This window comes from Nitratireductor basaltis (assembly GCF_000733725.1).
GTDB lineage: Bacteria > Pseudomonadota > Alphaproteobacteria > Rhizobiales > Rhizobiaceae > Chelativorans > Chelativorans basaltis.
Genome location: NZ_JMQM01000001.1, coordinates 2,388,530 through 2,412,250, shown reverse-complemented (window position 1 = coordinate 2,412,250; position 23,721 = coordinate 2,388,530). Strand labels below are relative to the sequence as shown.

Below are 23,721 nucleotides of genomic sequence, written 5' to 3'. Positions count from 1 at the left end.
AGCGCGTGCAGAACCTAAGATAAACGCGTCACGCATATGATGCCCTGCTAGAAAGACCACAGGACCGGGGCGATGGGTAACACAGTAGGCAAGAACCGGAACGGGCAGCGCATCACGCCGATGGCTTTGCTGCGCCGATACTACCGTGATCGCAATGGCGTAGCGGCGATAGAATTCGCCATGCTCGCCTTCCCGTTTTTCCTTCTTCTGTTCGCAATCCTGGAATCCTGTATCGCCTTCGCCGCGCAGCAGCTCATCGCGAATACTACGGCCGATATTGCAAGGCAGGTACGAACCGGTCAGTTGAAGCTGGAGGATGTCGAGGATGGCAAGATCCAATCTCTCATCTGCGATCGCATCTCACTGTTGGTCTCCGCCGGATGTCCGGGTCTCGAAGTCGATTTGAGGCAATATTCAAGCTTTGAAGCCGCAGCCAAAGAAAAGATCAAGTGGACCCCCAACGGAGATCTCGACACGACGGATTTCGATGTAAATCCGGGAGGTCCGCTTTCGCCAAACATGCTTCGCGTCTTCTATCGGTGGCCGGTGGTTACCGACATCATGCGCAAGCGCGTATCCAACCTGCCTGATGGCAAGACGCTGTTGTTCGCCAGCAATACCTGGCGAAACGAGCCTTTCAATTAGGCCGGCAGGGGCGGGAGTAGGAAATGATGTTGATGCTCAATGCCATAGGCGAAACTTGCGGCGCTTTTCGCAGGCTCGTATCGCGCTTTCGTCGCGAAACGGCCGGAGTGGCGGCAATCGAGTTCGCCTTCATCATGCCCGTCATGCTGGCGCTCTATTTTTTGACGATGGAATTCTCGCAGGCAATCGACGCCAACAAGAAGGTTGGTCGCGTCGCGAGCCAGGTGGCGGACCTTGTAACCCAGAGCAATTCGGTAACCCGAAATGATCTAGACGCGATCATGAAGATAGGGGAATCCATCCTCCAGCCTTATAGTCGCTCGAACATCGAGATCGAGGTGATCCAGATCGAGATCACCGATGAGAAGACACCCAAGGCTCTCGTTGATTGGTCGCGTCGAATGAAGGATGGAAACTTCGGCAAGGGTCCGAACAAGGGTACAAGGGTCGAAATCCCGGAGGCTCTCATGGTGCCGGGGAACTTTCTGATCCGCGCCCAGTCATCGCTTGATTATGCCCCGGTCATCACCTGGTCGGCGAGTGGCAAGAAAGCAACCGGTCTGGTTGCCGCCTTTGACAGCATCAATATGAGCGAGCGCTACTATCTCCGCCCGCGCATGTCCACGGAAGTGCCCTGCGGCGATTGCTGATCGTCATCCTCACCGCTCCAACACATCGATGACCGGACGGTAGTCCTCATGGGACACTTCGCTGAACCCGCCCTGACGTAGGGGCTCGAGAAGCTCATAGAGCTCGATATCATCGTCCTTCAACTTCGTCAGAAAAGCCTGCGCCAGATCGAACAGCTCTTCCGGCAGGTCGCTGCGCATGGCATGCGGCCCGAACGGGATGGTCTCGGACTGCCAGATGATCTCGCTTTCATCCGCAGTCGTGCCCTGCTCAAGCAATCTGCTGAAGGTCCCGTCTGCTAGCTCTTCATCGCCTGCGCTCGTCCAGCCGAACACCCCGTCCACCTCCTTCTTGAGGAAGAGGCGCTCAAGTTCGCTGGCGCTGCCGGCCTTGGTAAGGAAGGATTCCTCACCCGAGAGCGGCAGCCCGTCGGGAGCGATGTTTCGTATGGGGAGGAGATTGGCCGTCAGGTTGTCTGTCGGCCCGATGCCGATCCTGAAATCGTCAATGTCGTCCATGCTTTCGGGAGCGGGTTTTCGAAAGATGAGCACGCTCCTGATGCCTGAGGCTCCGTCCACGCTGCGAGGCGCCACGAATGCCTTCACGCAATTGCAAAAGAGGCTTGCCTTCGCATAGGCGGTGGCAGAGTAGATGCCATAGAGCACCCGGCCGTCAGCCTGCGCCTGCATCAGGCGCTGGTAGTCGGGCGCGACGTAGATCCGGGCCTCCAGCCCCAAAGCGTCGGAATAGGCCTTTTCGACCCGCGCGATCGCGTTCGGGTCCTGTGCCAGAGGATGCTCCTCCACCAGCCCTACCCGAAAGGTTGAAAGCTCCTCACGCCAGTTATCGCTTTTCGGTTCGGAAGTGGCTCCCGTCGCGACGACCAGGCAGGCGCCCAGAGCAGCCAGAGAGCAGGCAAAATGTGGCTTCAAGTTCAAAAGCTCCTGTCGACATCGAAATCATCTTATCGAGGCCACACTTTATGGTGGCTTAATCATCTCGAGTGCAACAGGCAGCATGTCGCGCTTCAAAGTGGTTTGCCAAGTCTCCCGCCACTGCCTACTTAGGGGTTCGAACTCGACCCTCGTTTCCGGAAACTTTGCCATGGCGCGCGCTTTCCTCTTCGTTCTTGATTCCTTCGGTGTCGGCCATGCGCCCGATGCCGTGCAGTTCGGAGACGAGGGTGCGAACACCTATGGTCATATCGCTGCTGCCTGCGCTGCAGGGAAGGCCGACCGCGAAGGTTTGCGCGAGGGGCCGCTCCATCTCCCGAATCTCGGCAAACTGGGGCTTGAAGCTGCGGCACAGATCGCAGCCGGCAGGATCAAGATGGATACGGAAAGTGCGGCTGGCCTCTATGCATCGGCACAGGAAGTCTCGAACGGGAAGGACACACCCTCCGGCCATTGGGAGATAGCCGGCGTGCCGGTGCCGTTCGAATGGGGTTATTTCCCCGATACCAGCCCGACTTTTCCTCAGGAGCTGACGCAGGCGGTGATCGAGCAGGGGAAACTCCCGGGCATTCTGGGCGACTGCCACGCATCAGGAACGGAAATCATAGCGCGTCTGGGAGAGGAGCATGTCCGCACCGGAAAGCCGATCTGCTACACCTCAGCCGATTCCGTTTATCAGATTGCAGCTCATGAACAGCATTTCGGGCTCGAGCGGCTCTACGCGCTGTGCGAGCTCGTGCGCGAATTGGTTGACCCCTACAAGATCGGCCGCGTGATTGCGCGACCATTTACCGGTGAAAATGCCGAACGTTTCGAGCGGACCGGCAACCGGCGCGATTATTCCGTGCCTCCGCCTGAGCCAACACTGCTGGACCGTGTCACCGATGCCGGGGGAACGGTACGCGCGGTCGGCAAGATTGGCGACATATTCGCGCATCAGGGTGTGGGAAGGCTCTACAAGGCGTCGGGGAACGACGCGCTTTTCGATGCAAGCCTGCAAGCCATGAAAGACGCTGGAGACGGCGATCTCGTGTTTGCCAATTTCGTCGACTTCGACTCGCTTTATGGGCACAGGCGCGATGTTGCGGGATATGCGGCAGCGCTCGAGGCATTTGATCGGCGCCTGCCGGAGGCAATTGAACTGCTGCGGGGCGGCGATCTTCTCTTACTGACTGCCGACCACGGTTGTGACCCTACATGGCGGGGCAGCGACCATACGCGCGAGCAGGTGCCTGTCCTGGGTGTCGGTCCGAATATCACGCCGGGTTCCCGCGGGATGCGCGCCAGCTTTTCCGATATTGGCGAAACGCTGGCCGAACATCTTGGGCTCGCCCCAGGCCGCCATGGTCGATCCTTTCTGAAGTCGCCAGATGCCTGAGCTTCCCGAGGTTGAGACGGTCCGACGAGGACTGGAGCCTGCCATGCAGGATGCGCACCTTGAGCGGTTGGAGCTTCGGCGACCTGACTTGAGATTTCCCTTTCCGCCGGGCCTTGCGGACTCGGTTGCAGGCCAGAAGATCTCGGCTCTTTCCAGACGCGCTAAATATCTGCTGATCCATCTGGAGAACGGGCAGGTTCTGATCTGTCATCTGGGCATGTCCGGCTCCTTCCGCGTCCAGTATGCCGACGATGATCATGTGCCGGGCGACTTCCATATGGTTCGCTCGCGCGATGAGAAACACGACCATGTGATCTTCCATCTGCGTTCTTTTGACGGCGCGCCGTTGCGGGTTGTCTACAATGATCCACGCCGGTTCGGTTTCATATTGACTGCAGATGAAGCGGAGCTCAGCGAACATCCATTGCTTGTCCATCTCGGGCTTGAGCCCACGGGCAATGCGCTGTCGGCCCAAGCATTGGCAACCATGTTCGCGCAGCGAACAACAACACTGAAAGCGGCCCTGATGAACCAGCGTCTGATCGCAGGTCTTGGAAATATCTATGTATGCGAGGCACTCTGGCGGGCCGGCCTGTCACCACGGCGCAAGGCGGAGACACTGGTCACTAAGGCAGGTAAGCCCACGCCGCGCGCCGAGCGGTTGGCGGCTGCGATAGGTGAGGTGATCGCCGAAGCCATTGCCTCAGGCGGCTCGACCTTGCGGGACCATGCCCAAACGGACGGGTCGTTGGGCTATTTCCAACACAACTTCCGTGTCTATGACCGTGAGAATGTTGCCTGCCCGCGGGAAGCCTGCGACGGCACAGTCAAACGGGTTGTGCAGAACGGCCGCTCCACTTTCTATTGCCCGTCCTGCCAGCGTTAGCTAACCATGAGCGCAGCAATGAGAGAGGACTTCCATGGCATATGAAACGATCCTGGTAGAGACCCGCGGCCGCGTTGGTCTGATTACCCTCGACCGGCCAAAAGCGCTGAATGCGCTCAATGCACAGGTGCAGGACGAGATCGTCCGCGCTGCGAAGGCCTTCGATGAAAATGCCAAGATCGGCGCTATCGTCATCACCGGTTCCGAGAAGGCGTTCGCGGCGGGCGCTGACATCAAGGAGATGCAGCCTAAGACCTATATCGAGACCTATATGGAGGACATGTTCTCCGACTGGGATGCACTGACACGTGTGCGCAAGCCGATTATTGCTGCGGTTGCCGGCTACGCCCTGGGCGGCGGATGTGAACTGGCCATGATGTGCGACTTCATCATCGCGGCCGACAATGCCCGCTTCGGCCAGCCCGAAATCACGATCGGCGTCATGCCCGGTATGGGTGGCTCGCAGCGTCTCACCCGCTTCGTGGGGAAGTCCAAGGCCATGGAAATGTGCCTGACCGGCCGCATGATGGATGCCGAAGAGGCAGAGAGAAGTGGCCTCGTCTCGCGCATCGTGCCAGCGGGCGAACTGCTGGAGGAGGCCTTGAAAGTCGCCGGCAAGATTGCCGAATTCTCCATGCCGGCCGTGATGATGACCAAGGAAGCGGTCAACCGCGCCTATGAAACGACGCTCTCCGAAGGCGTGCGCTTCGAGCGACGGGTCTTTCATGCCATGTTCGCGCTGGATGATCAGAAAGAGGGCATGGCCGCTTTCAGCGAAAAGCGAACGGCTCAATTCAAGAACCGGTAAGACAATCGTTGACGCGCAGTCGGGAGTGAACTATAAGCCGCCCGACTGAGGTGGCCGCTGGCTGCCCTTTTTGTTTTCCCGATAATGCGACCTGACTGGTGAGACACCGATCGGTTGCGACAGATGAACGAGAGAGGTCCTAATGGCCAATACGACTTCGGCCAAGAAGGCGGTTCGCAAGATTGCCCGCCGTACTGCGGTTAACAAGAACCGTCGCTCGCGCGTGCGCACCTTCGTGCGCAAGGTCGAGGAAGCGCTGGTCGCTGGTGACAAGACGGCTGCACAGGAAGCTTTCAAGGCTGCACAGCCGGAGCTGATGCGCGCTGCTACCAAGGGCGTTCTGCACAAGAACACCGCTTCGCGGAAGGTTTCCCGACTCGCACAGCGTGTAAAGGCTCTGAACGCCTGATTGGTGTTCAAGTGTGACGAATAGCCCGGCCTGGTGCCGGGTTTTTCTTTGCCTTCAACCAGTTGCCCGTCGCCACGCTCCAGGCGTGACGGCGCTTTCGGTGTTTGTTTTGTTGGCATATTAATCCGAGTCTCTAGGAACCTTGTCTTAAAGACTCACTTTCGAAAACGTCTTCATTCCAAATAAGACAGCAATAACAGAAGCTTGCTAAGGTTTATCCACAGCCGATGCACAGTCATGCACCGCTCTGTGACCTCCCTCAGAGTCAAGCCTCTTTTTTAAGATTTTTTTGCAGATTGGCTGTCTGAAGGTCACGATTTGAAAAGGGCCTTGAATCCAAAAGGGTTATTGGTGCTAAGCGCCTAAAAGTTGCATTTCACGAGCCGCGCAATGAGAAGATTCAGCCAAAAAAGCGTTAGCCACATACTTGCCCTTTCCACAGGGTTTTCGGTAATGTCTGTTCATCGAGAGCGCAGGCCCGTGGCCTGAAAAAACAGCCAGAAAAAGGCGAGGGTTGTGGCGTGGTCATATGGTCACGCAACGGAGAAGTTTTGCGCTCACGAATGTGGGTTGGGGTCGTATAGGTACGCTTTGAAAATGAGGAAATTCGCGTTCTGGTTGACGCCGGAAGCAGCTTCTGCGTGCCTGACGGCAGGGGAATAGAGGTTGACGATGCGAGGAATGAGACGATTTGGGTGATGCCGTTCGCGGCATGATCACGGGGATGATTGGCGAAAAGCCATCTCAGGACTTTTATAAGAAGCAGGGATACAGGGATGCAAAGCGGCGCTGAAAGAGAGACTGAGGGCGGGTTCTCTTATAACAAGGCAGAAAAGCAGGGCGACGGAATGAACGGGGCGGCAGATGCAGAAGCAGTCTTCGAGCGTGTGAGGGCGCAGCTCAAGGCGCGTCTGGGCACTGAAGTCTATTCGAGCTGGTTCGGTCGCATGAAGGTGGCGGAGGCCTCGAAGGGTCTCGTGCGCATCTCGGTTCCCACGGCATTTCTGCGCTCCTGGATCAATGGTCACTATCTCGACCTGATCACCGAGCTTTGGCAGCGTGAAGACAAGTCCGTGCTCAAGGTGGAGGTCGTGGTGCGCACGGCTACCCGCCACACCGCACCCCGCAGCGACGCCAAGCAGGCAACGACCCGCAAGGTGATGTCACAGCCGCAGACGGCTCTTGGCGCGAACAACCTGCCCAACACCCGCACCGATCGCGCCCCTGCAGCGCCGGTTGCGCGTGCGGAGCAGTCTGCACGCCCGAACATCTTCGGCTCGCCCCTCGACAGCCGCTACACTTTTGAATCCTTCATCGAAGGCGGGTCCAACCGCGTTGCCTGTGCCGCTGCGCGAACTGTCGCAGAATCCGCATCCGCTGCAGCGCGCTTCAACCCGCTCTTCCTGCATGCCTCGGTCGGCCTGGGCAAAACCCACATCCTGCAGGCCATTGCCGCTGCCTCGCTGGAGCGTCGCCCGCAGGCTCGCGTCGTCTATCTGACGGCGGAATATTTCATGTGGCGCTTTGCGACCGCGATCCGCGACAACAATGCGCTGACCCTGAAGGAGCAGCTGCGCGACATCGATCTTCTGATCATCGACGACATGCAGTTCCTGCAGGGCAAGTCGATCCAGAACGAGTTCTGCCACCTCTTGAACATGCTGCTCGACAGCGCCAAGCAGGTCGTGGTTGCTGCCGACCGTCCGGCTTCCGAGCTGGAATCGCTCGAGCCACGCGTGAAGTCGCGGCTGAATGGCGGTGTGTCTCTGGAAATCGCGGCACCTGACTACGAGCTGCGCCTGGCCATGCTCAAGCAGCGACTCGCCGCGGCGAAGACCGAAGACAATTCGCTGGATATTCCCGACGAGGTTCTCGAACACGTGGCGCGCACCGTCACCGGCAGCGGACGTGAACTCGAGGGTGCATTCAACCAGCTGGTCTTCCGTCATTCCTTCGAGCCGCAGATCACGCTTGAGCGCATCGACGAGATCCTCGGGCCTGTCTGCCGCGCAGGTGAGCCCAAGCGCGTGCGCATCGAGGACATCCAGCGGATCGTGGCACGTCACTACAATGTGTCGAAGACGGAGCTTCTGTCGAACCGCCGCACCCGCACTATCGTCAAGCCGCGCCAGGTGGCCATGTATCTGTCCAAGGTGCTCACCCCGCGCTCGCTGCCGGAGATCGGCCGGCGCTTCGGTGGACGCGATCACACCACGGTGCTCCACGCCGTGCGCAAGATCGAGGGGCTGTCGAGCGACGACGGACAGCTGGCACAGGAAATAGAGCTTCTGAAGCGTCTGATCAGCGATCAGGCCTGACGCTTCAAGCCGAGGTGCTGAAACGGCACCCCGGCTTTTCCCCAGAAACGAAGCGGCAGAAGCCTGCGCGACTTGCGCGGGCTTGCCTTTCGTTCTTATTTCCTGTCAGTTTGCAGCGAAATTCGGCGTGCCGTCCGGTGCGCTGCAAGCGGGCCGTTCCGGCCCGGCCGAGCATTTTTCACAGGGCGAGATTGACTGGTCATGCGCGTAATTCTGGAACGCTCTAATCTTCTGAAATCCCTGAGCCACGTCTATCGCGTGGTCGAGCGGCGCAACACGATCCCGATCCTGTCCAATGTGCTGCTGTCCGCCGAGGGGCAGAGCCTTGAACTCAAGGCGACCGATCTGGACCTGTCAGTGACGGAAGCCACTGCCGCCAATGTCGAGCAGGGCGGCGCCACGACGGTTCCCGCGCATCTGCTGCATGACATCGTGCGCAAGTTGCCCGATGGCTCGGAAGTCATGCTCAAGCTCGACGAGAGCGGAAACGCGATGGCGGTTGCTGCCGGTCGCTCCTCTTTCCGCCTGCAATGCCTGCCCAAGGCCGATTTCCCCGAGCTTGCAGCCAGCGGTTTCTCGCACATGTTCCGCATGGAATCGTCGGATCTTCGCGATCTGATCGACAAGACGCAGTTCGCGATCTCGACCGAAGAGACCCGGTACTATCTCAACGGCATCTACTTCCACGCCGTGGAAGTGGACGGAAAGCTCAAGCTTCGGTCCGTGGCTACCGATGGACACCGTCTCGCAAGGGCGGAGATCGAGGCGCCAGCCGGCTGCGAGGGCATGCCCGGCATCATCATCCCGCGCAAGACCGTGGGTGAGCTGCAGAAGCTTGTCGATGATCCCGACATTGCTGTCACGGTCGAGCTTTCCGACACCAAGATCCGCTTCACCATCGGCGCGATCATTTTGACCTCGAAGCTGATCGACGGCACTTTCCCCGACTACCAGCGCGTGATCCCGACCGGCAACGACAAGGAACTGGTCATCGACCGCCAGAGCTTCTCGGCAGCAGTGGACCGCGTCTCGACGGTTTCCTCCGAACGTGGCCGTGCGGTGAAGCTCTCGATCGCCGAAGGACAGGTGACACTCACCGTCAACAATCCCGATTCTGGCAGCGCAACGGAAGAAATTCCCGCAGGCTACGAATCCGACCCGATCGAGATCGGTTTCAATGCGCGCTACCTGCTCGATGTCGCAGGCCAGCTGTCCGGCTCCGATGCAAAGTTCCTGCTGGCGGATGCCGGTTCGCCGACGATCATTCAGGACACGTCCGACACCGCGACGCTCTACGTCCTGATGCCGATGCGGGTGTGACGGACAGGCCCGCGCAGGATCAGCAGGCGAGGCGGCCAGAGCAGGTTCATCTCTCCCGCCTGGCGCTGACCGACTTCAGAAACTACCAGTCGCTGTCGCTGGCGCTCCGGCCTGGTCCTGTCGTGCTGACGGGGCAGAACGGCGCCGGCAAGACCAACCTTCTGGAAGCGGTGTCCTTTCTCTCTCCGGGCAGAGGATTGCGCCGTGCTACCCTTGAAGAGGTGGCACGCGTTGGCGCTGCCAGCGGATTCGCAGTCCATGCAACGCTTCACGGGCCCTTCGACGGGTGTGCCATCGGTACGGGTACTTTGGGTGCAGGCGAAGGCGAAAGCGGGCGGCGTGTGCGCATCAATGGCGAGCCTTCGCGCAATGCGGATGTGCTGCTGGAATATCTGCGCGTCCTGTGGGTGACACCCGCCATGGACACGCTGTTCACCGGCCCTGCTGCTGATCGCAGGCGTTTTCTCGATCGCCTCGTTCTGGCAATCGACCCCACCCATGGCCGGCGCACGCTCGATTATGAGAAGGCCATGCGTCAGCGCAACCGCCTGCTGGCAGACGAGGTTCGCGATGACGCCTGGTTCGCGGCAATCGAGACGCAGATGGCGGAAACGGGGGTCGCGATCGCAGCTGCCCGCGCCGAAATGATCCGCCTGCTCACGGCCATGATAGCGCGCCTGCCCGCCGATGGCGCCTTTCCCAAGGCGCTTCTGGCGCTTGAAGGGCCGGTGGATGCGCAGATCGGTGAACGACCGGCTGTTGATGTGGAGGAGGATTTCCGCGCGCGCCTTGCAGAGGGCCGCTGGCGCGACCGCGCGGCTGGAAGAACATTGGAAGGGCCGCATCGCACGGAGCTTCTGGTGCGCCACGAGCCGAAAGACATGCCTGCCGAGCGCTGTTCGACCGGCGAGCAGAAGGCGCTGCTTCTGGGACTTGTCCTGGCCCATGCACGCCTCATCGCCGAAATGTCGGGCACGGCGCCCATATTGTTGCTGGACGAGATCTCCGCGCATTTCGACGCCGATCGTAGAGCCGCACTTTTTGCGATCCTTGACGAGATCAACTGTCAGGCATTCATGACGGGGACGGAAGAGAGCCTGTTCGACAGTCTGGCAGGCAAGGCAATGTTCCTGAAAGTTGCAGGCGGCAGCGTGACGGAGGACCGCTCATGAGCGAAAGCAGCAATGCTACCCTGAGCCCGCAAGAACTGGAGCGCTACGCGCGCCATATCGTTCTGCCGGAAATCGGCGGGGCAGGGCAGCAGAAGATGAAGCGCGCGCGGGTTCTGGTGCTGGGTGCCGGCGGCCTTGGTGCGCCGGTGATCATGTATCTTGCCGCTGCCGGCCTGGGCACGATCGGCGTTGTCGATGACGACGTGGTTTCACTCTCAAATCTTCAACGACAGGTCCTGCACGACACTGCTGCCGTGGGTGAGAAGAAGGTGGAAAGTGCGGCCAGGGCTGTTGCACGGCTCAACCCGCATGTCAGCCTTATCGCCCACGATCTGCGGCTTGGCGATGTCAATGTGGCTGATCTGGTGCGTGGATACGATGTAGTGGTCGATGGTTCCGACAATTTCCACACGCGCTACCTCCTCGCCGATACATGCGCTGCGGAAAAAAGGCCGCTCGTGACAAGTGCTGTCGGTCGGTTCGATGGTTCCCTGACGGTGTTGAAGCCCTACGAAAAGGACGAGACGGGCAGACAGCGGCCCTCCTATCGCGACCTGTTTCCCGAACCGCCACCGGCAGGCACCGTGCCAAGTTGCGCGGAAGCGGGCATCGTGGGCGCGTTGACCGGTGTCATGGGCTCGCTGCAGGCCATGGAAGTCATCAAGCTCGTGACCGGCATCGGTGAGCCGCTGATCGGGCGGCTGCTCCTATATGACGCGCTTGCCGCACGTTTCGAGACGATCAGCTATTCTTCTGCGCAGTGATTGCGCTCAGACCTTGCGCGGGATCACGCGATCGGGTGGGCGGTGTCCGTCGAACAGGGTGCGGATATTGATGATGACCTTCTCGCCCATATCGATGCGGCCTTCGATCGTGGCCGAGCCCATGTGAGGAAGAATGACAACCTTGCCCTGCGCTGCAAGCTTCACGAGCTTCTTGTTGACGGCAGGCTCGTGCTCGAACACGTCGAGACCGGCACCGGCGAGCTTGCCCTCTTCCAGCATCGCGATCAGCGCGTCTTCATCGACGATATCCCCGCGTGCGGTGTTCACGATGAAGGCGTTGGGCTGGAGAAGCGCAAGCCTGCGTGCTGACAGCAGGTGGAAGGTTGCCGGTGTCGAGGGACAATTGACTGAAATGATGTCCATCCGCGCAAGCATCTGGTCGAGGCTGTCCCAATAGGTCGCCTCAAGCTCGTCCTCGATCATCGGCGCCACGCGGTGGCGGTTGTGATAGTGGATGGACAGGCCGAAAGCTTTCGCGCGGCGGGCAACGGCGGTGCCGATGCGGCCCATGCCCACTATGCCAAGCCGCTTGCCCCAGATGCGGCGTCCCAGCATCCAGGTCGGAGACCAGCCGGCCCATTTGCCATCATCGGTGAGAATTGCGGCGCCTTCCGTCAGGCGACGCGGCACGGCCAGCATCAGCGCCATGGTCATGTCTGCGGTGTCCTCGTTCAGGACATTCGGCGTATTGGTGACGGTGATGCCTTTAGCAGCCGCCGCGGCAACATCGATATTGTCGACGCCATTGCCGTAATTGGCGATGAGGCGCAGATTTTCGCCCGCCTGCTCGATGAGCGCTGCGTCGATGCGATCGGTGATGGTCGGCACCAGCACATCCGCCTCGCGGATCGCGGCCACCAGCTCCGGCTGGGTCATGGGACGGTCTTCGAGATTGAGCCGTGCATCGAACAGCTCACGCATCCGCGTTTCCACCTGATCGGGCAATTTGCGGGTGATGACGACAAGGGGCTTCTTGCTGCCTGCCATGAATACCTCGAAACGCGTCTGTTGAGACCTCTTTAACCAAGATCGGCGACACTTCATACCTTGCCGTCACCGCCTGGTCCGCCAAGCGCCTTGATGTCTACCAAGCAGGGTGCGCGAAGACAAAGAAAAAGCAGGTGGTCGTCGGTGCGTAAAGCTGCAGGGCGTCACGGCCGACGCATTCGCAGCTCAGTATCGGGGTTAAGGAGTGTCAGATGCCGCTTATGGGGCTTTCTCGTCTTTCGCTGGTTGCGGTGGGACTAGCGTTGCTGATCACCGCTCCCGCTCACGCTCAGGTATCCAACGAAACGACTTCAGCGGTGAAACTTGGCCCCAGCGGTCTACCGCTGCCGCGATTCGTTTCGCTGAAATCGAGCCGCGTGAATATGCGCGTGGGTCCGGGGCGCAACTATTCGGTGGACTGGATGTATGTGAAGTCCGGCCTGCCGATGGAGATCGTTCAGGAATATGACAACTGGCGGCGCGTGCGCGATGCTGAGGGTGCGGAAGGCTGGATCAACCAGGCGCTGCTTTCGGGCAAACGCACCGCGATCGCGGCTCCCTGGTTCAAGGGCAAGCAGGCCGATCTGCCATTGTTCGCCGATCCGCAGGAAGGTGCGCGCACCTTGGCGCAGATCGAACCGGGTGCCATCGGCGAGGTGGAACTGTGCAACGGCACATGGTGCCGCATGCGCTTCGACGGCCACAAGGGCTGGATGCGCCAGGCTTCCATCTGGGGTGTTTACCCCGGTGAGGCGATAGAAGACTAGGCCTTGGAAACCAAGAAGCCCGGCGTTGGACCGGGCTTTTCCATGGTTGTCTGCTTCACTGCACTCAGCGCTTCTTCGGGCGCAGCCTGACCATGATGTCGACATGGGAGATTTCCATGCCGTCGGGCGGGCAGGGCAGGTTGCTCACCGCGACCGGACCTTCGTCGATATCGACCAGCCGGTTTTCCCCCTCCACGAAGAAATGGTGATGGTCGGAGGTGTTGGTGTCGAAATAGGTCTTTGACCCTTCCACCGGCAGGATGCGCAGCATGCCTGCCTCGGTGAACTGGTGCAGCGTGTTGTAGACGGTGGCCAGCGACACGCGCACATCCGCACGCTGTGCTTCCTCGTGAAGTTCCTCGGCGGAGATGTGGCGATCACCATCGGCAAACAGCAGTTCCGCAAGCGCCACGCGTTGACGCGTAGGGCGCAGGCCAGCCTGGCGCACCCGTGCTTCTGCCGTGCTGCCGGAATATGCAATACTTTGAGCGACCAAAGAAAACCTTTTGCTTTCTAGCTGTCTCGTCTTGGACGACGACCGCTTTCACGCCTTTTTTCTGCACCACATATATTCCGCGCAATGCTTCCGATCAATAGCGCAACTTGGATGCAGCGAATGCAAAAAAGGGCTCTATATAGGCTCCAGCGACGGTTTCCTCTCCAAAAGAGACTGTGATAGAGGATTCCCGACATTGAAAACGCCCGGAGCGATAACCGGGCCGTAACGAGATGGGATCAATGGCAGAACAGAAATCCAGCTACAATTACGAAGAACTCCTTGCCTGCAGCCGCGGTGAGTTGTTCGGACCGGGCAATGCACAGCTTCCCGCCCCGCCCATGCTGATGTTCGACCGCATCACGCAGATCAGCGAAACCGGTGGCGAATTCGGCAAGGGTTGCGTGCGTGCCGAGCTCGACCTGAAGCCTGATCTCTGGTTCTTCCCCTGTCATTTCCCCGGCAATCCGATCATGCCGGGCTGCCTCGGTCTTGATGCCATGTGGCAGCTGACGGGCTTCTTCCTTGGCTGGCTGGGTGAGCCCGGCAAGGGCATGGCCATCTCCACCGGTGACGTGAAGTTCAAGGGCATGGTTACGCCGGAAAACAAGCTTGTCGAATATGGCGTCGACTTCAAGCGCGTCATGCGCGGCCGCCTCGTGCTTGGTATCGCCGATGGCTGGCTCAAGGTCGATGGCGAGATCATCCACCGCGCCAGTGACCTGAAGGTTGGTCTGTCGAAGCAGGAAAAGGCCTGATCCGCAGGCCTCAACCGTTTCGCGCCGCACAAGGAGATTTACATGAGACGTGTCGTTGTCACCGGTCTCGGTGTCGTGTCCTCCATCGGCAACAATGCCGAGGAAGTGACGCAGTCGCTGCGTGATGCCAAGTCCGGCATCACCTTTTCGGAAGATTTCGCCGAGCACGGCTTCCGCTGCCAGGTGTGGGGCGCACCCACACTGGACCCGAGCGAAGTCGTCGACCGCCGCGCCATGCGCTTCCTGTCCAAGGGCGGTGCCTGGAACCACGTCGCCATGGAGCAGGCGATCAAGGATTCCGGCCTCGAGCAGAACGACATCACCAATGAGCGCACGGGCATCGTGATGGGCTCTGGCGGACCCTCCACGCGCCAGATCGTGGATGCTGCCGATATCGTGCGCGAAAAGGGTTCGCCCAAGCGCATCGGGCCGTTCGCCGTGCCGAAAGCCATGTCCTCGACAGCTTCGGCGACGCTTGCGACCTGGTTCAAGATCCACGGCGTGAACTACTCGATCTCGTCGGCATGCTCGACCTCTGCGCATTGCATCGGCAATGCTGCCGAGCTGATCCAGATGGGCAAGCAGGACGTGATGTTTGCCGGTGGCCACGAGGATCTCGACTGGACCATGTCGAACCTGTTCGACGCCATGGGCGCCATGTCCTCCAAGTTCAACGACACACCGGCAGTCGCCTCACGTGCCTATGACGTCGACCGCGACGGGTTCGTCATCGCCGGTGGTGCGGGCGTTGTGGTGCTCGAAGAGCTTGAGCGCGCCAAGGCGCGCGGCGCGAAGATCTATGCCGAGGTGGTGGGTTATGGCGCAACCTCCGACGGCTTCGACATGGTCGCACCGTCGGGTGAAGGCGCTGTACGCTGCATGAAGCAGGCGCTGTCCACCGTGAAGGGCGATGTGGACTACATCAACACCCACGGCACCTCGACGCCGGTTGGCGATTCGAAGGAAATGGGCGCGATCCGTGAAGTCTTCGGCGAGAAGATGCCGCATATCGCTTCCACCAAATCGCTCACCGGCCACTCGCTGGGTGCGGCAGGCGTGCAGGAGTCGATTTATTCGCTTCTGATGATGCAGGCCGGCTTTATCGGCGAGAGTGCCCATATCCAGAACTATGATCCGGAATTCGAGGGCATGCCGGTCGTGCGCGAGCGTATCGACAACGCCAAGATCGACACGGTCCTGTCCAACTCCTTCGGTTTTGGCGGCACCAATGCCACGCTGGTCTTCCAGCGTTACAAGGACTGACGCTCGATGGAAGGTTTCATGAAGGGAAAGCGCGGCCTCATCATGGGGGTCGCCAATGACCATTCCATCGCCTGGGGTATCGCAAGGAAATTGGCCGAGCACGGCGCCGAACTCGCCTTCACCTATCAGGGTGAGGCATTTGGGCGCCGCGTGAAGCCCCTGGCAGAAAAGGCAGGATCGAAGCTGCTGTTGCCCTGCGACGTGGAAGACAGCGCCTCCATCGAGAATGTGTTCTCGACATTGAAGGAAGAATGGGGCTCGCTCGACTTCCTCGTTCACGCGATCGGCTTCTCCGACCGCAACGAACTGAAGGGTCTTTACGCGGACACCACGCGGGAAAACTTCATCCGCACCATGGTGATTTCCTGCTATTCCTTCACGGAAGTCTCACGCCATGCCGCGGCCATGATGAATGACGGCGGCAGCCTGCTGACGCTTACCTATGCCGGTTCGGTCCGTGTCATGCCGAACTACAATGTCATGGGTGTTGCCAAGGCAGGGCTTGAAGCCAGTGTGCGCTATCTCGCCAACGATTACGGTCCGCGCAATATACGCGTGAATGCCATCTCAGCTGGTCCGGTGCGCACGCTTGCCGGTGCAGGTATTGCCGATGCGCGTCACATGTTTACCTACCAGCAGCGCAATTCGCCGCTGCGCCGCACGGTGGATATCGACGAGATCGGCGGCTCGGCGCTTTACCTTCTGTCAGACCTGTCCTCCGGCGTAACCGGCGAAATCCACTATGTGGACTCCGGCTACAACATCGTTTCCATGCCGGTTCTGGACGAGCTGAAACAGTCCGGCGAGATTGCCGAAGAGAAGGAAAAGGCTGGCGACTGACACGCCGCCTCATCCGAGAATGATCAAGCCCCGCACCGGTTGCGGGGCTTTTTCATTTGCGGCCCCAGAGCACCTTGAAACTGTTGTCTCGGGTGGTCTCGCCCGACTGGCGGAACAGCCGCTGGAGCGCGTCCTCATAGGGCAGGGGACGATTGGCCACGAGGTAGAGGCGGCCTCCGCTCTTGAGCGCCTTGGCTGCAGCCTCGATCATGTTGATGCCAAGGTCCGGCACGGCCTTGCTGCCGGAGTGGAAGGGCGGGTTCATCATGATGAAATTGTAACGCTCCTCGACCGGCTCCTGCACGAGGTCGTGCCAAAAGAACCGCGCCTGGGTCTGCGGTGCATGCCGCTCCATGTTTTGACGTGCAGCCTCCAGGGAAGCGTGATGCGCCTCATATAGGTCGATGGCAATTTCGGGATGCCTCGCGGCAAGGCGCGTGGAGAGATAGCCCCAACCGGCAGCGAAATCGGCGGTCGGCCCCTTGATGTCTTCCGGCAGGTGATCCGCAAGCAGGGCTGAGGCCTGATCCACCCCATCATCGGAAAACCCGCCCGCAGCCGTGAAGAAGTCGGCTGCTTCCTCTGCCGGTGTGAACTGGTCGAGAAGCTCGGATGAAATCTCGACCGGGCGGCGCAGCCAGAAAACCACGCCATGAAATTTTGATGCGTGATCATCGATCGGCAGCAACCCTTCCACGCGCTTGCGCATGCTGGCCGCTCCATCCTTTTTCGTGCCTGCCGCGACGATCAGGCCGTCGGCCTTCACGCGCAGCAAAGCCTGTGCCAGCATTTGCTCGTTTTCGGCGCGGTGGCGGCCAAGCAGGATGAGGGCTGAAGGATAGTCTTCACCCTCCGGCAGCGGGCGCACATCAAAACCGCCTCGCTCCAGTGCGATGAAGTCCGGCCGGAACCCCTGAACCACTAGCGCTTCGGAAAAGCCCTCCGGCAGCCGAAAATCCTGCCGTGCGCCCAGCACCAGAACCCGTCCTTCCGGCGCGTCCAGAAGGTCGCGTTCGAAGGGGAAGTGAAGGGTGGGCAGCGGTGTATCGCTCATGAGGCTTTCCTCGAAAGGGCGGTGCGGTGCAAGGCACCGCAGCGTAGAGAATGGATCGGATACGAAAACGGGCGCAGCCTTGGCCACGCCCGTGATCTTCGGTCAGAAGGAAAGGATCAGCCTTCGGCGTCTTCCTTGTTTTCCTTCTTCTCTTTCTCGAGTTCCTTGCCGGTCTCCTGGTCTACGACCTTCATGGAGAGGCGAACCTTGCCGCGCTCGTCGAAGCCCATGAGCTTGACATAGACCTTCTGGCCTTCCTTCACGACGTCGGTGGTCTTCTGCACGCGCTCGGGAGCGAGCTGGGAGATGTGCACCAGACCATCGCGGGGACCGAAGAAGTTGACGAATGCACCGAAGTCGGCGGTCTTCACGACCGTGCCTTCGTAGATCTCGCCGACTTCCGGCTCAGCTGTGATGGAATGGATCCACTTCTTCGCGGCTTCGATTTCCTTGCCGTTGGAAGAAGCGATCTTCACCGTGCCGTCATCCTCGATATTGATCTTGGCGCCGGTCTTTTCGACGATCTCGCGGATCACCTTGCCGCCGGTGCCGATCACGTCGCGGATCTTGTCGGTCGGGATCTGCATGACCTCGATGCGCGGAGCGAACTCTCCGAGCTCGCCACGGCTTTCCGAAATGGCCTTGGACATCTCGTCGAGGATGTGCAGACGACCGCCTTTGGCCTGGTCGAGAGCGACCTGCATGATCTCTTCGGTGATGCCCTGGATCTTGATGTCCATCTGCAACGAGGTGATGCCCTCATCCGTACCGGCCACCTTGAAGTCCATGTCGCCGAGGTGGTCCTCGTCGCCGAGAATGTCGGAAAGGACAGCGTAACGGTCATCTTCCTTGATGAGACCCATGGCGATACCGGCGACCGGCTTGGTCAGCGGTACACCTGCATCCATCAGGGCAAGCGAGGTGCCGCAGACGGTTGCCATGGAGGACGAGCCGTTGGACTCAGTGATCTCGGAGACGACGCGGATCGTGTAGGGGAACTGGTCCGCCGCCGGCAGCATCGGATGGATGGCGCGCCATGCAAGCTTGCCATGGCCGATTTCGCGGCGGCCCGGCGAACCCATGCGGCCCGTCTCACCGACCGAGTAGGGCGGGAAGTTGTAGTGCAGCAGGAAGCTTTCCTTGTAGGTGCCGGTGAGCGAGTCGATGAACTGCTCATCTTCACCCGTACCAAGCGTGGCAACCACGAGTGCCTGGGTCTCACCACGGGTGAAGACGGCCGAACCGTGGGTGCGCGGCAGGACGCCAACTTCCGAAACGATCGGGCGAACGGTTTTCAGATCGCGACCGTCAATGCGCGTGCCGGTGTCGAGAATGTTCCAGCGAACGATCTTCGCCTGCAGTGCCTTGAAGACGGTGCCGATTTGCTCGGACGACCACTTCTGCTCTTCCTCGCCCTCGGGGAGGAAGGTTTCCTTGACCTTTGCCTTGACCGCGTCGACGGCTGCGTAGCGGTCCTGCTTGTCGGTGATCTTGTAGGCTTCGCGCAGATCGTTTTCGACGACCTTCAGCATCTCGCCTTCAAGCTCGGAAAGATCGGCCGGGAGGAACTCCCGCGGCTCCTTGGCGGCAACTTCAGCCAGCTTAATAACGGCGTCGATCACTGGCTGGAATGCCTTGTGGCCGGCCATGACCGCACCGAGCATGACGTCTTCGGGAAGCTCCTGAGCTTCCGATTCCACCATGAGAACGGCGTCCTGCGTACCGGCAACGACGAGGTCGAGCTTGGTCTCTTCCATCTCGTCGATATGCGGATTGATGACATAGTCGCCATTGATGTAGCCGACGCGCGCCGCACCGATCGGACCCATGAAGGGAACGCCGGAAAGCGTAAGCGCTGCGGAAACGGCAACCATGGCCACCACGTCCGGATCATTTTCCAGATCGTGCTGCAATACGGTTGCGACAACCTGCGTGTCGTTCTTGTAGCCTTCGACGAAGAGCGGGCGGATCGGGCGGTCGATGAGGCGGGAAACCAGCGTTTCCTTCTCGCTCGGACGACCCTCACGCTTGAAATAGCCGCCAGGGATCTTGCCGGCAGCGAAGGTCTTTTCCTGGTAGTTGACGGTCAGCGGGAAGAAGTCGAAGCCAGCCTTCGGCTCCTTCTGCGAAACGACAGTGGCCAGAACGACCGTCTCGCCATAGGTGGCGATCACTGCACCGTCTGCCTGACGTGCAACCTTGCCCGTTTCCAGCGTCAGCGGGCGGCCTGCCCACTCGATCTCAACTTTATGATGTTCGAACATGTCTTGTCCTTAATGCCTTCTGCACCCGCGCAGCATCTGCGGGGTCATCAGGCCAGTTGCTTCCGTTTCGAACGAGCCACGGGCAAGACAACGGGAAGCTTGAAGAAAATGCCGCCCGTCTGGCGGCACAAGCATCCGGCAATCCTGCCCCATGACCTGTCCGGTCAAGCCCTGGCGGACACCATATCCGGCAAGGCGGGTTGCCCCGCATGAAGCGAGGTAGGGGCGCTGGCGGCTCTCCTGAAGGAAAGCCGCCAGCAGCATCCTTTAGCGACGCAGACCGAGACGCTCGATCAGCGTACGATAGCGCTGCTCGTCCTTGTTCTTGACATAGTCAAGAAGACGGCGGCGCTGCGAGACGAGCTTCAGGAGGCCACGACGGGAGTGGTTGTCCTTCTTGTGGTCCTTGAAGTGCTCGGTCAGGTTCACAATGCGCTCTGTAAGGATCGCAACCTGGACTTCCGGAGAACCGGTATCGCCCTCAGCGGTAGCGTATTCCTTGAGCAGTTCCTGCTTGCGCTCGGCAGTAATCGACATCGTGTTTCCTTTCTGATGGGAGGAGTTGGTCGTCGCCCATAGCCGGGATGTCGTCCAGCAAGGGCCATTCAATCGCAGGAGGTCTGCCTCCACGATGCCGCGCATATAAGCGATTATGCCTGAAATTGCCAGTTAAAAGGGGCCGACACCCGCGGTTCTTTCCGCGCGCACCCGCTCCAGCGGGATCTTGAAGATGCATTCGAGACCCGTGCTATGGAAATTTCGGGTGATTTCGGCATCCAGCGTACCGCCCACCATGCGCTCGATGATCTCCGTCCCGAAACCGCGCCTCGTGGGCCTGCGACGCAGTGAAAGCCCCTGTTCCCTCCAGTTGATCGTCAGATACTCGTCATCGACGGTCCAGGATAGTGAGAGCTTGCCTTCGGGAGAAGCGAAGGCTCCGTATTTCGAAGCATTCGTGGAAAGTTCATGCGCGGCCAGGCCTATGGTTTGGGCAGCCTGATTGCTGAGGCGGAACGCAGGGCCTGAGACGGAAAGCTGCTTCTCGTTTACCGGGCGGAATGGCTCGATCTGCGCCAGGAGCAGCTCGCGCAGCTCTACGCCCGCCGCGCCGCCTGCAATGAGCAGGTCGGTAGAGCGGGCAAGCCCGAACAGACGCTTCTGGAAAGCGTCCTGAAAGCCCTTGAGGGTGCGCGCACTGCGCGCCGTCTGCTTGGCCATCGAAGATACGACCGTGAGCTGGTTCTTGGAGCGGTGCGCCACCTCCCGCATCAACAGACGAATATCGTTCTCGGCCTTCTTGCGGTCGCGCGCGGCTTCGGCAAGTGCCGTCGAAACGGTCGCGACTTCCGCAATCGGGTAGGCGACCGCTTCAACCGGTTCGCCGGTGCCAAGGCGTCTTGCATCGCGCGCTAGCTTGCGCACCGGGCCGGCGATCTGGCGGCCCAGAAGCCACGCCGCGCCAAAGCCGATGGCGATCGTGACGAAATTCGCGATGAAGAGCATGCGCAGGGATTGCCGCACCGGCTCCTCTATCGTTGCGGTCGAGGCCCAGACCACCACGCGCCAGCCCGAATAGTTGGATTCGTCCACGATGGCGACGTGGGACGTGACCTCGTTTCCCTCACGGGGAAAAACGGTCATCGGCGCGCCACTGTCCGGCGGCAATTCGAGGAAAAACGGTTGGCCGATATTCGAGGTCATGAAGGAAGAGGCAAGAACGATGCCGTCGGCGTCCACCAGGGACGCATTCCAGCCGCCCCGCAACATCTGCTGTGAGAGAGAATCGGCCAGAGACTCCGCATCACGCGTCATGATGAGGACCTTCTCCTCCCTCCCTTGTTCGGGAATGTAGGGCAGCACGACATTGAAGACCCACTTGCCCGAGGTCTTGCCGAAAAAGGCGCCGGAAATCGTGCCGGTACGGTTCTCCAATGCCTCCCTCGCGCTTTGCGGGTGCGAAGTAGGGCCTAGTTCGGTGCCGTACGGGACGCGGGTGTTGATGATCTGACCCATTTCCGGGTTCAAGAGAATGAGATAGGTGCCGGTCCCCGCGAGTGCGGAACGCGCACGTTCGTAGAAATCCTCGTAATCTTCTTCCGCCAATGCCGGCGAAGTGGAAAGCACACGCAGCGTCGTCATCATGCCCGACAGCTCGCGGTCGACGGCCTCTGCGATGGAGCCGGCCATGGCTTCCGCAAGCGTGTTGACCACCTCGCGCTGCGCCATGTCGTTGCGATGGAGCAAAACGGTGGAGATGGCGATTGCGGGGATGATGGTGACGATAATCAGCAAGAACAGGAAAATGCCGATTGGCTTTGGACCGCCGAGCGACCAAAACCGGCCTTTTTCACCCGTGTTCTTTTCGGGGCCCATACTGTTTGTCTTCACGTCGCCCCTGCTGATCACCGCGTCGCCATATCCAACTGAATGCTAAACTTGCCGATGGGTTGCAAGCATCTTTCAGTATGTGAGCGCATCAGCGGGTTCATCCTTCGGCAAAGACCCGCTTCGGCTTGAACATTCCCGCTTCCACGAGGCCGATGGCAATAAGCTTCCCGCGTGCGCTGGCCCAGGCTTCCGGCGCTTCGACCGGGGCATCGCGCCCACGAACGATAACGGGATTACCCATGCGAATACGGTGGGCAGCGTCGTCGCTAAGCTGGATCTCCGGCAGGCCGCCAAGGGCCGCAGCCGTGTCCATGACATAGGGGTCGATGGCCTCGAAACGCGCATTCTCGTCTTCCGCGGCCTCTTCGGCTTCGATGAGGGTTTCAAGCGAAACCATCTGCGCAGGCTCAAACGGGTAGACTTCCGTCCGGCGCAGCTCGGCAATATGGCCATAGCAGCCAAGGTCGCGCCCGATATCACGGGCAAGCGAGCGCACATAGGTGCCCTTGCCGCAGTCGATCTCGAATTCCGCGCGGTCAGGCTCAGCCTTGATGAGCTCAAGGCGGCCAATCTCGACTTCCCGCGCAGCAATCTCGACTTCCTCGCCCTCGCGAGCAAGGTCATAGGCGCGCTCGCCGCCGATCTTCACGGCAGAAAACTGTGGCGGGACCTGCATGACGAGGCCGGTATATTTCGGCAGAACGGCCTCGATCTCTTCCACGCTCGGGCGCTTGTCGGAGGTCTTCACCACGGGACCTTCAAGATCGTCGGTGGTCCGCTCCTCACCCCACGCGACGGTGAAGCGGTAGACCTTGGCGCCTTCCATGACGAACGGCACGGTCTTGGTAGCCTCGCCAAGCGCGATGGGCAGCATTCCCGAAGCAAGCGGATCAAGCGTACCGGCATGGCCGGCCTTCTGCGCCTGGAACAGCCACTTGACCTTGGAGACAGCATCGGTGGAGCCGTATTTCACCGGCTTGTCGAGCACTATCCAACCGGAAATCGGCCGGCCCTTTTTCTTACCGCGTCGCGCCATCAGTCCGACCGACCCTCATCATTGTCATCGTCGTCCAGGTCGCGCGCCACTTCCGGCGAGCGCAACAGGCGGTCGATCTTGGAGAAATTGTCAAAGCTTGTATCGAGCCGGAAACGGAATTCCGGCATGTATTTCATTTGCCGCAGGGCAGGGGTGACACGACCGCGAATGAAGCGGGCATTGCGGTTGAGCGCATCAACGACAGCCTTGCCATCCTGCTGCCCGAGCGGAGCAACATAGGCGGTTGCGATCTTCAGATCCGGTGACATGCGGACTTCGGAAACCGAAATGACGGTATTCTCGATGGCAGGATCGAGTATCTCGCCGCGCTGGAGCATTTCCGAGAGTGCATGTCGGGCCTGTTCGCCGACGCGCAGCTGGCGCTGTGATGGTGCGGAGGAGGGCATGGTCAGCTGGTCCTGAACCTGTGTTTTTCGTGCAAGTAGCGTCGCAGACAAGGCTGCACAATCTGCAGAAGGCGGGAATTTCTTCCCGCCTTTTCATGCCTTGCGGCCAAGTCTGCATTGGACGCCGGATGAACCCACCCGGCGCAAATATCAGCCG

The 23,721-nt window shown here is 60.1% G+C and carries 23 protein-coding genes; 14 read left to right on the top strand and 9 right to left on the bottom strand.

Going from position 1 to position 23,721, the window contains the following annotated elements:
• The first annotated feature begins 72 nt into the window (after positions 1-72).
• Together EL18_RS11610 and EL18_RS11605 are read left to right on the top strand one after the other, a co-directional pair.
• Positions 73-645, top strand: a complete 573-nt coding sequence (locus EL18_RS11610) for a TadE/TadG family type IV pilus assembly protein (RefSeq protein ID WP_036483169.1) — start codon at positions 73-75, stop codon at positions 643-645.
• A gap of 23 nt (positions 646-668) precedes the next feature.
• Positions 669-1,295, top strand: a complete 627-nt coding sequence (locus EL18_RS11605; RefSeq protein WP_244444559.1) for a TadE/TadG family type IV pilus assembly protein — start codon at positions 669-671, stop codon at positions 1,293-1,295.
• Between the two features lie 9 nt (positions 1,296-1,304).
• Here the strand turns inward: EL18_RS11605 and EL18_RS11600 are convergent, their stop codons facing one another.
• Positions 1,305-2,207 (bottom strand): phosphate/phosphite/phosphonate ABC transporter substrate-binding protein, encoded by a 903-nt coding sequence (locus EL18_RS11600; protein ID WP_161781995.1) that lies wholly within the window; start codon positions 2,205-2,207, stop codon positions 1,305-1,307.
• 172 nt (positions 2,208-2,379) lie between these two features.
• Between EL18_RS11600 and EL18_RS11595 the strand changes: the two genes are divergently transcribed.
• The 8 genes from EL18_RS11595 (at position 2,380) to EL18_RS11560 (ending at position 11,283) form a co-directional block, all read left to right on the top strand.
• Entirely contained in the window at positions 2,380-3,606 is a 1,227-nt protein-coding gene (locus tag EL18_RS11595; protein WP_036483166.1) for a phosphopentomutase, read from the top strand.
• Positions 3,599-4,492 (top strand): bifunctional DNA-formamidopyrimidine glycosylase/DNA-(apurinic or apyrimidinic site) lyase, encoded by an 894-nt coding sequence (mutM, locus tag EL18_RS11590; RefSeq protein ID WP_036483165.1) that lies wholly within the window; start codon positions 3,599-3,601, stop codon positions 4,490-4,492. Before EL18_RS11595 ends, mutM begins: the two co-directional genes overlap by 8 nt.
• Before the next feature lie 34 nt (positions 4,493-4,526).
• Positions 4,527-5,300, top strand: coding sequence for an enoyl-CoA hydratase (locus tag EL18_RS11585; RefSeq protein ID WP_036483164.1), 774 nt, complete (start codon positions 4,527-4,529; stop codon positions 5,298-5,300).
• 142 nt (positions 5,301-5,442) lie between these two features.
• Entirely contained in the window at positions 5,443-5,709 is a 267-nt protein-coding gene (rpsT, locus tag EL18_RS11580; RefSeq protein ID WP_036483162.1) for a 30S ribosomal protein S20, read from the top strand.
• Positions 5,710-6,557: 848 nt separating this feature from the next.
• Positions 6,558-8,027: a chromosomal replication initiator protein DnaA gene (gene dnaA / locus EL18_RS11575; RefSeq protein WP_425277140.1), complete on the top strand. Its 1,470-nt coding sequence runs from the start codon at positions 6,558-6,560 to the stop codon at positions 8,025-8,027.
• Positions 8,028-8,228: 201 nt separating this feature from the next.
• Positions 8,229-9,347 carry a DNA polymerase III subunit beta gene (gene dnaN / locus EL18_RS11570; protein ID WP_036483158.1) on the top strand — a complete coding sequence of 373 codons (1,119 nt, stop codon included), beginning with the start codon at positions 8,229-8,231 and terminating at the stop codon, positions 9,345-9,347.
• A complete protein-coding gene (gene recF / locus EL18_RS11565; RefSeq protein ID WP_051914067.1) occupies positions 9,344-10,519 on the top strand; it encodes a DNA replication/repair protein RecF in 1,176 nt (391 codons plus the stop codon). Before dnaN ends, recF begins: the two co-directional genes overlap by 4 nt.
• Positions 10,516-11,283 carry a molybdopterin-synthase adenylyltransferase MoeB gene (locus EL18_RS11560; RefSeq protein WP_036483156.1) on the top strand — a complete coding sequence of 256 codons (768 nt, stop codon included), beginning with the start codon at positions 10,516-10,518 and terminating at the stop codon, positions 11,281-11,283. The genes recF and EL18_RS11560 overlap by 4 nt, the downstream gene beginning before the upstream one ends.
• Before the next feature lie 6 nt (positions 11,284-11,289).
• Here EL18_RS11560 and EL18_RS11555 read toward each other — a convergent pair whose 3' ends face one another.
• Positions 11,290-12,291: a 2-hydroxyacid dehydrogenase gene (locus EL18_RS11555; protein WP_036483153.1), complete on the bottom strand. Its 1,002-nt coding sequence runs from the start codon at positions 12,289-12,291 to the stop codon at positions 11,290-11,292.
• A 212-nt stretch (positions 12,292-12,503) separates the two neighbouring features.
• Here EL18_RS11555 and EL18_RS11550 point away from each other — a divergent pair, with 212 nt between their 5' ends.
• Positions 12,504-13,058, top strand: a complete 555-nt coding sequence (locus tag EL18_RS11550; protein WP_036483149.1) for an SH3 domain-containing protein — start codon at positions 12,504-12,506, stop codon at positions 13,056-13,058.
• Between the two features lie 64 nt (positions 13,059-13,122).
• On the opposite strand, the gene irrA is transcribed toward EL18_RS11550, so the two are convergent.
• Positions 13,123-13,539, bottom strand: coding sequence for an iron response transcriptional regulator IrrA (irrA, locus tag EL18_RS11545; RefSeq protein ID WP_036484658.1), 417 nt, complete (start codon positions 13,537-13,539; stop codon positions 13,123-13,125).
• Between the two features lie 257 nt (positions 13,540-13,796).
• Between irrA and fabA the strand changes: the two genes are divergently transcribed.
• From fabA to fabI, 3 genes are read left to right on the top strand one after another with little or no spacing between them, the layout of a single operon-like run.
• A complete protein-coding gene (fabA, locus tag EL18_RS11540; protein WP_036484655.1) occupies positions 13,797-14,312 on the top strand; it encodes a 3-hydroxyacyl-[acyl-carrier-protein] dehydratase FabA in 516 nt (171 codons plus the stop codon).
• Between the two features lie 42 nt (positions 14,313-14,354).
• Complete coding sequence (gene fabB / locus EL18_RS11535; RefSeq protein WP_036483145.1) at positions 14,355-15,575, top strand: beta-ketoacyl-ACP synthase I; 1,221 nt, start codon at positions 14,355-14,357, stop codon at positions 15,573-15,575.
• 6 nt (positions 15,576-15,581) lie between these two features.
• Positions 15,582-16,415: an enoyl-ACP reductase FabI gene (gene fabI / locus EL18_RS11530; RefSeq protein ID WP_036483142.1), complete on the top strand. Its 834-nt coding sequence runs from the start codon at positions 15,582-15,584 to the stop codon at positions 16,413-16,415.
• 52 nt (positions 16,416-16,467) lie between these two features.
• Here fabI and EL18_RS11525 read toward each other — a convergent pair whose 3' ends face one another.
• From EL18_RS11525 to rbfA, 6 genes are all read right to left on the bottom strand, one after another.
• Positions 16,468-17,469, bottom strand: coding sequence for a class I SAM-dependent methyltransferase (locus EL18_RS11525; RefSeq protein ID WP_036483140.1), 1,002 nt, complete (start codon positions 17,467-17,469; stop codon positions 16,468-16,470).
• A gap of 116 nt (positions 17,470-17,585) precedes the next feature.
• Positions 17,586-19,733, bottom strand: a complete 2,148-nt coding sequence (pnp, locus tag EL18_RS11520) for a polyribonucleotide nucleotidyltransferase (RefSeq protein WP_036483137.1) — start codon at positions 19,731-19,733, stop codon at positions 17,586-17,588.
• Positions 19,734-20,000: 267 nt separating this feature from the next.
• Positions 20,001-20,375 (bottom strand): 30S ribosomal protein S15, encoded by a 375-nt coding sequence (rpsO, locus tag EL18_RS11515; protein WP_081871165.1) that lies wholly within the window; start codon positions 20,373-20,375, stop codon positions 20,001-20,003.
• A 27-nt stretch (positions 20,376-20,402) separates the two neighbouring features.
• Positions 20,403-22,121, bottom strand: coding sequence for a sensor histidine kinase (locus EL18_RS11510; protein WP_244444558.1), 1,719 nt, complete (start codon positions 22,119-22,121; stop codon positions 20,403-20,405).
• A 97-nt stretch (positions 22,122-22,218) separates the two neighbouring features.
• Positions 22,219-23,157 (bottom strand): tRNA pseudouridine(55) synthase TruB, encoded by a 939-nt coding sequence (gene truB / locus EL18_RS11505; RefSeq protein WP_036483128.1) that lies wholly within the window; start codon positions 23,155-23,157, stop codon positions 22,219-22,221.
• Complete coding sequence (gene rbfA, locus EL18_RS11500) at positions 23,157-23,564, bottom strand: 30S ribosome-binding factor RbfA (RefSeq protein WP_036484652.1); 408 nt, start codon at positions 23,562-23,564, stop codon at positions 23,157-23,159. Before rbfA ends, truB begins: the two co-directional genes overlap by 1 nt.
• Positions 23,565-23,721: the final 157 nt, after the last annotated feature.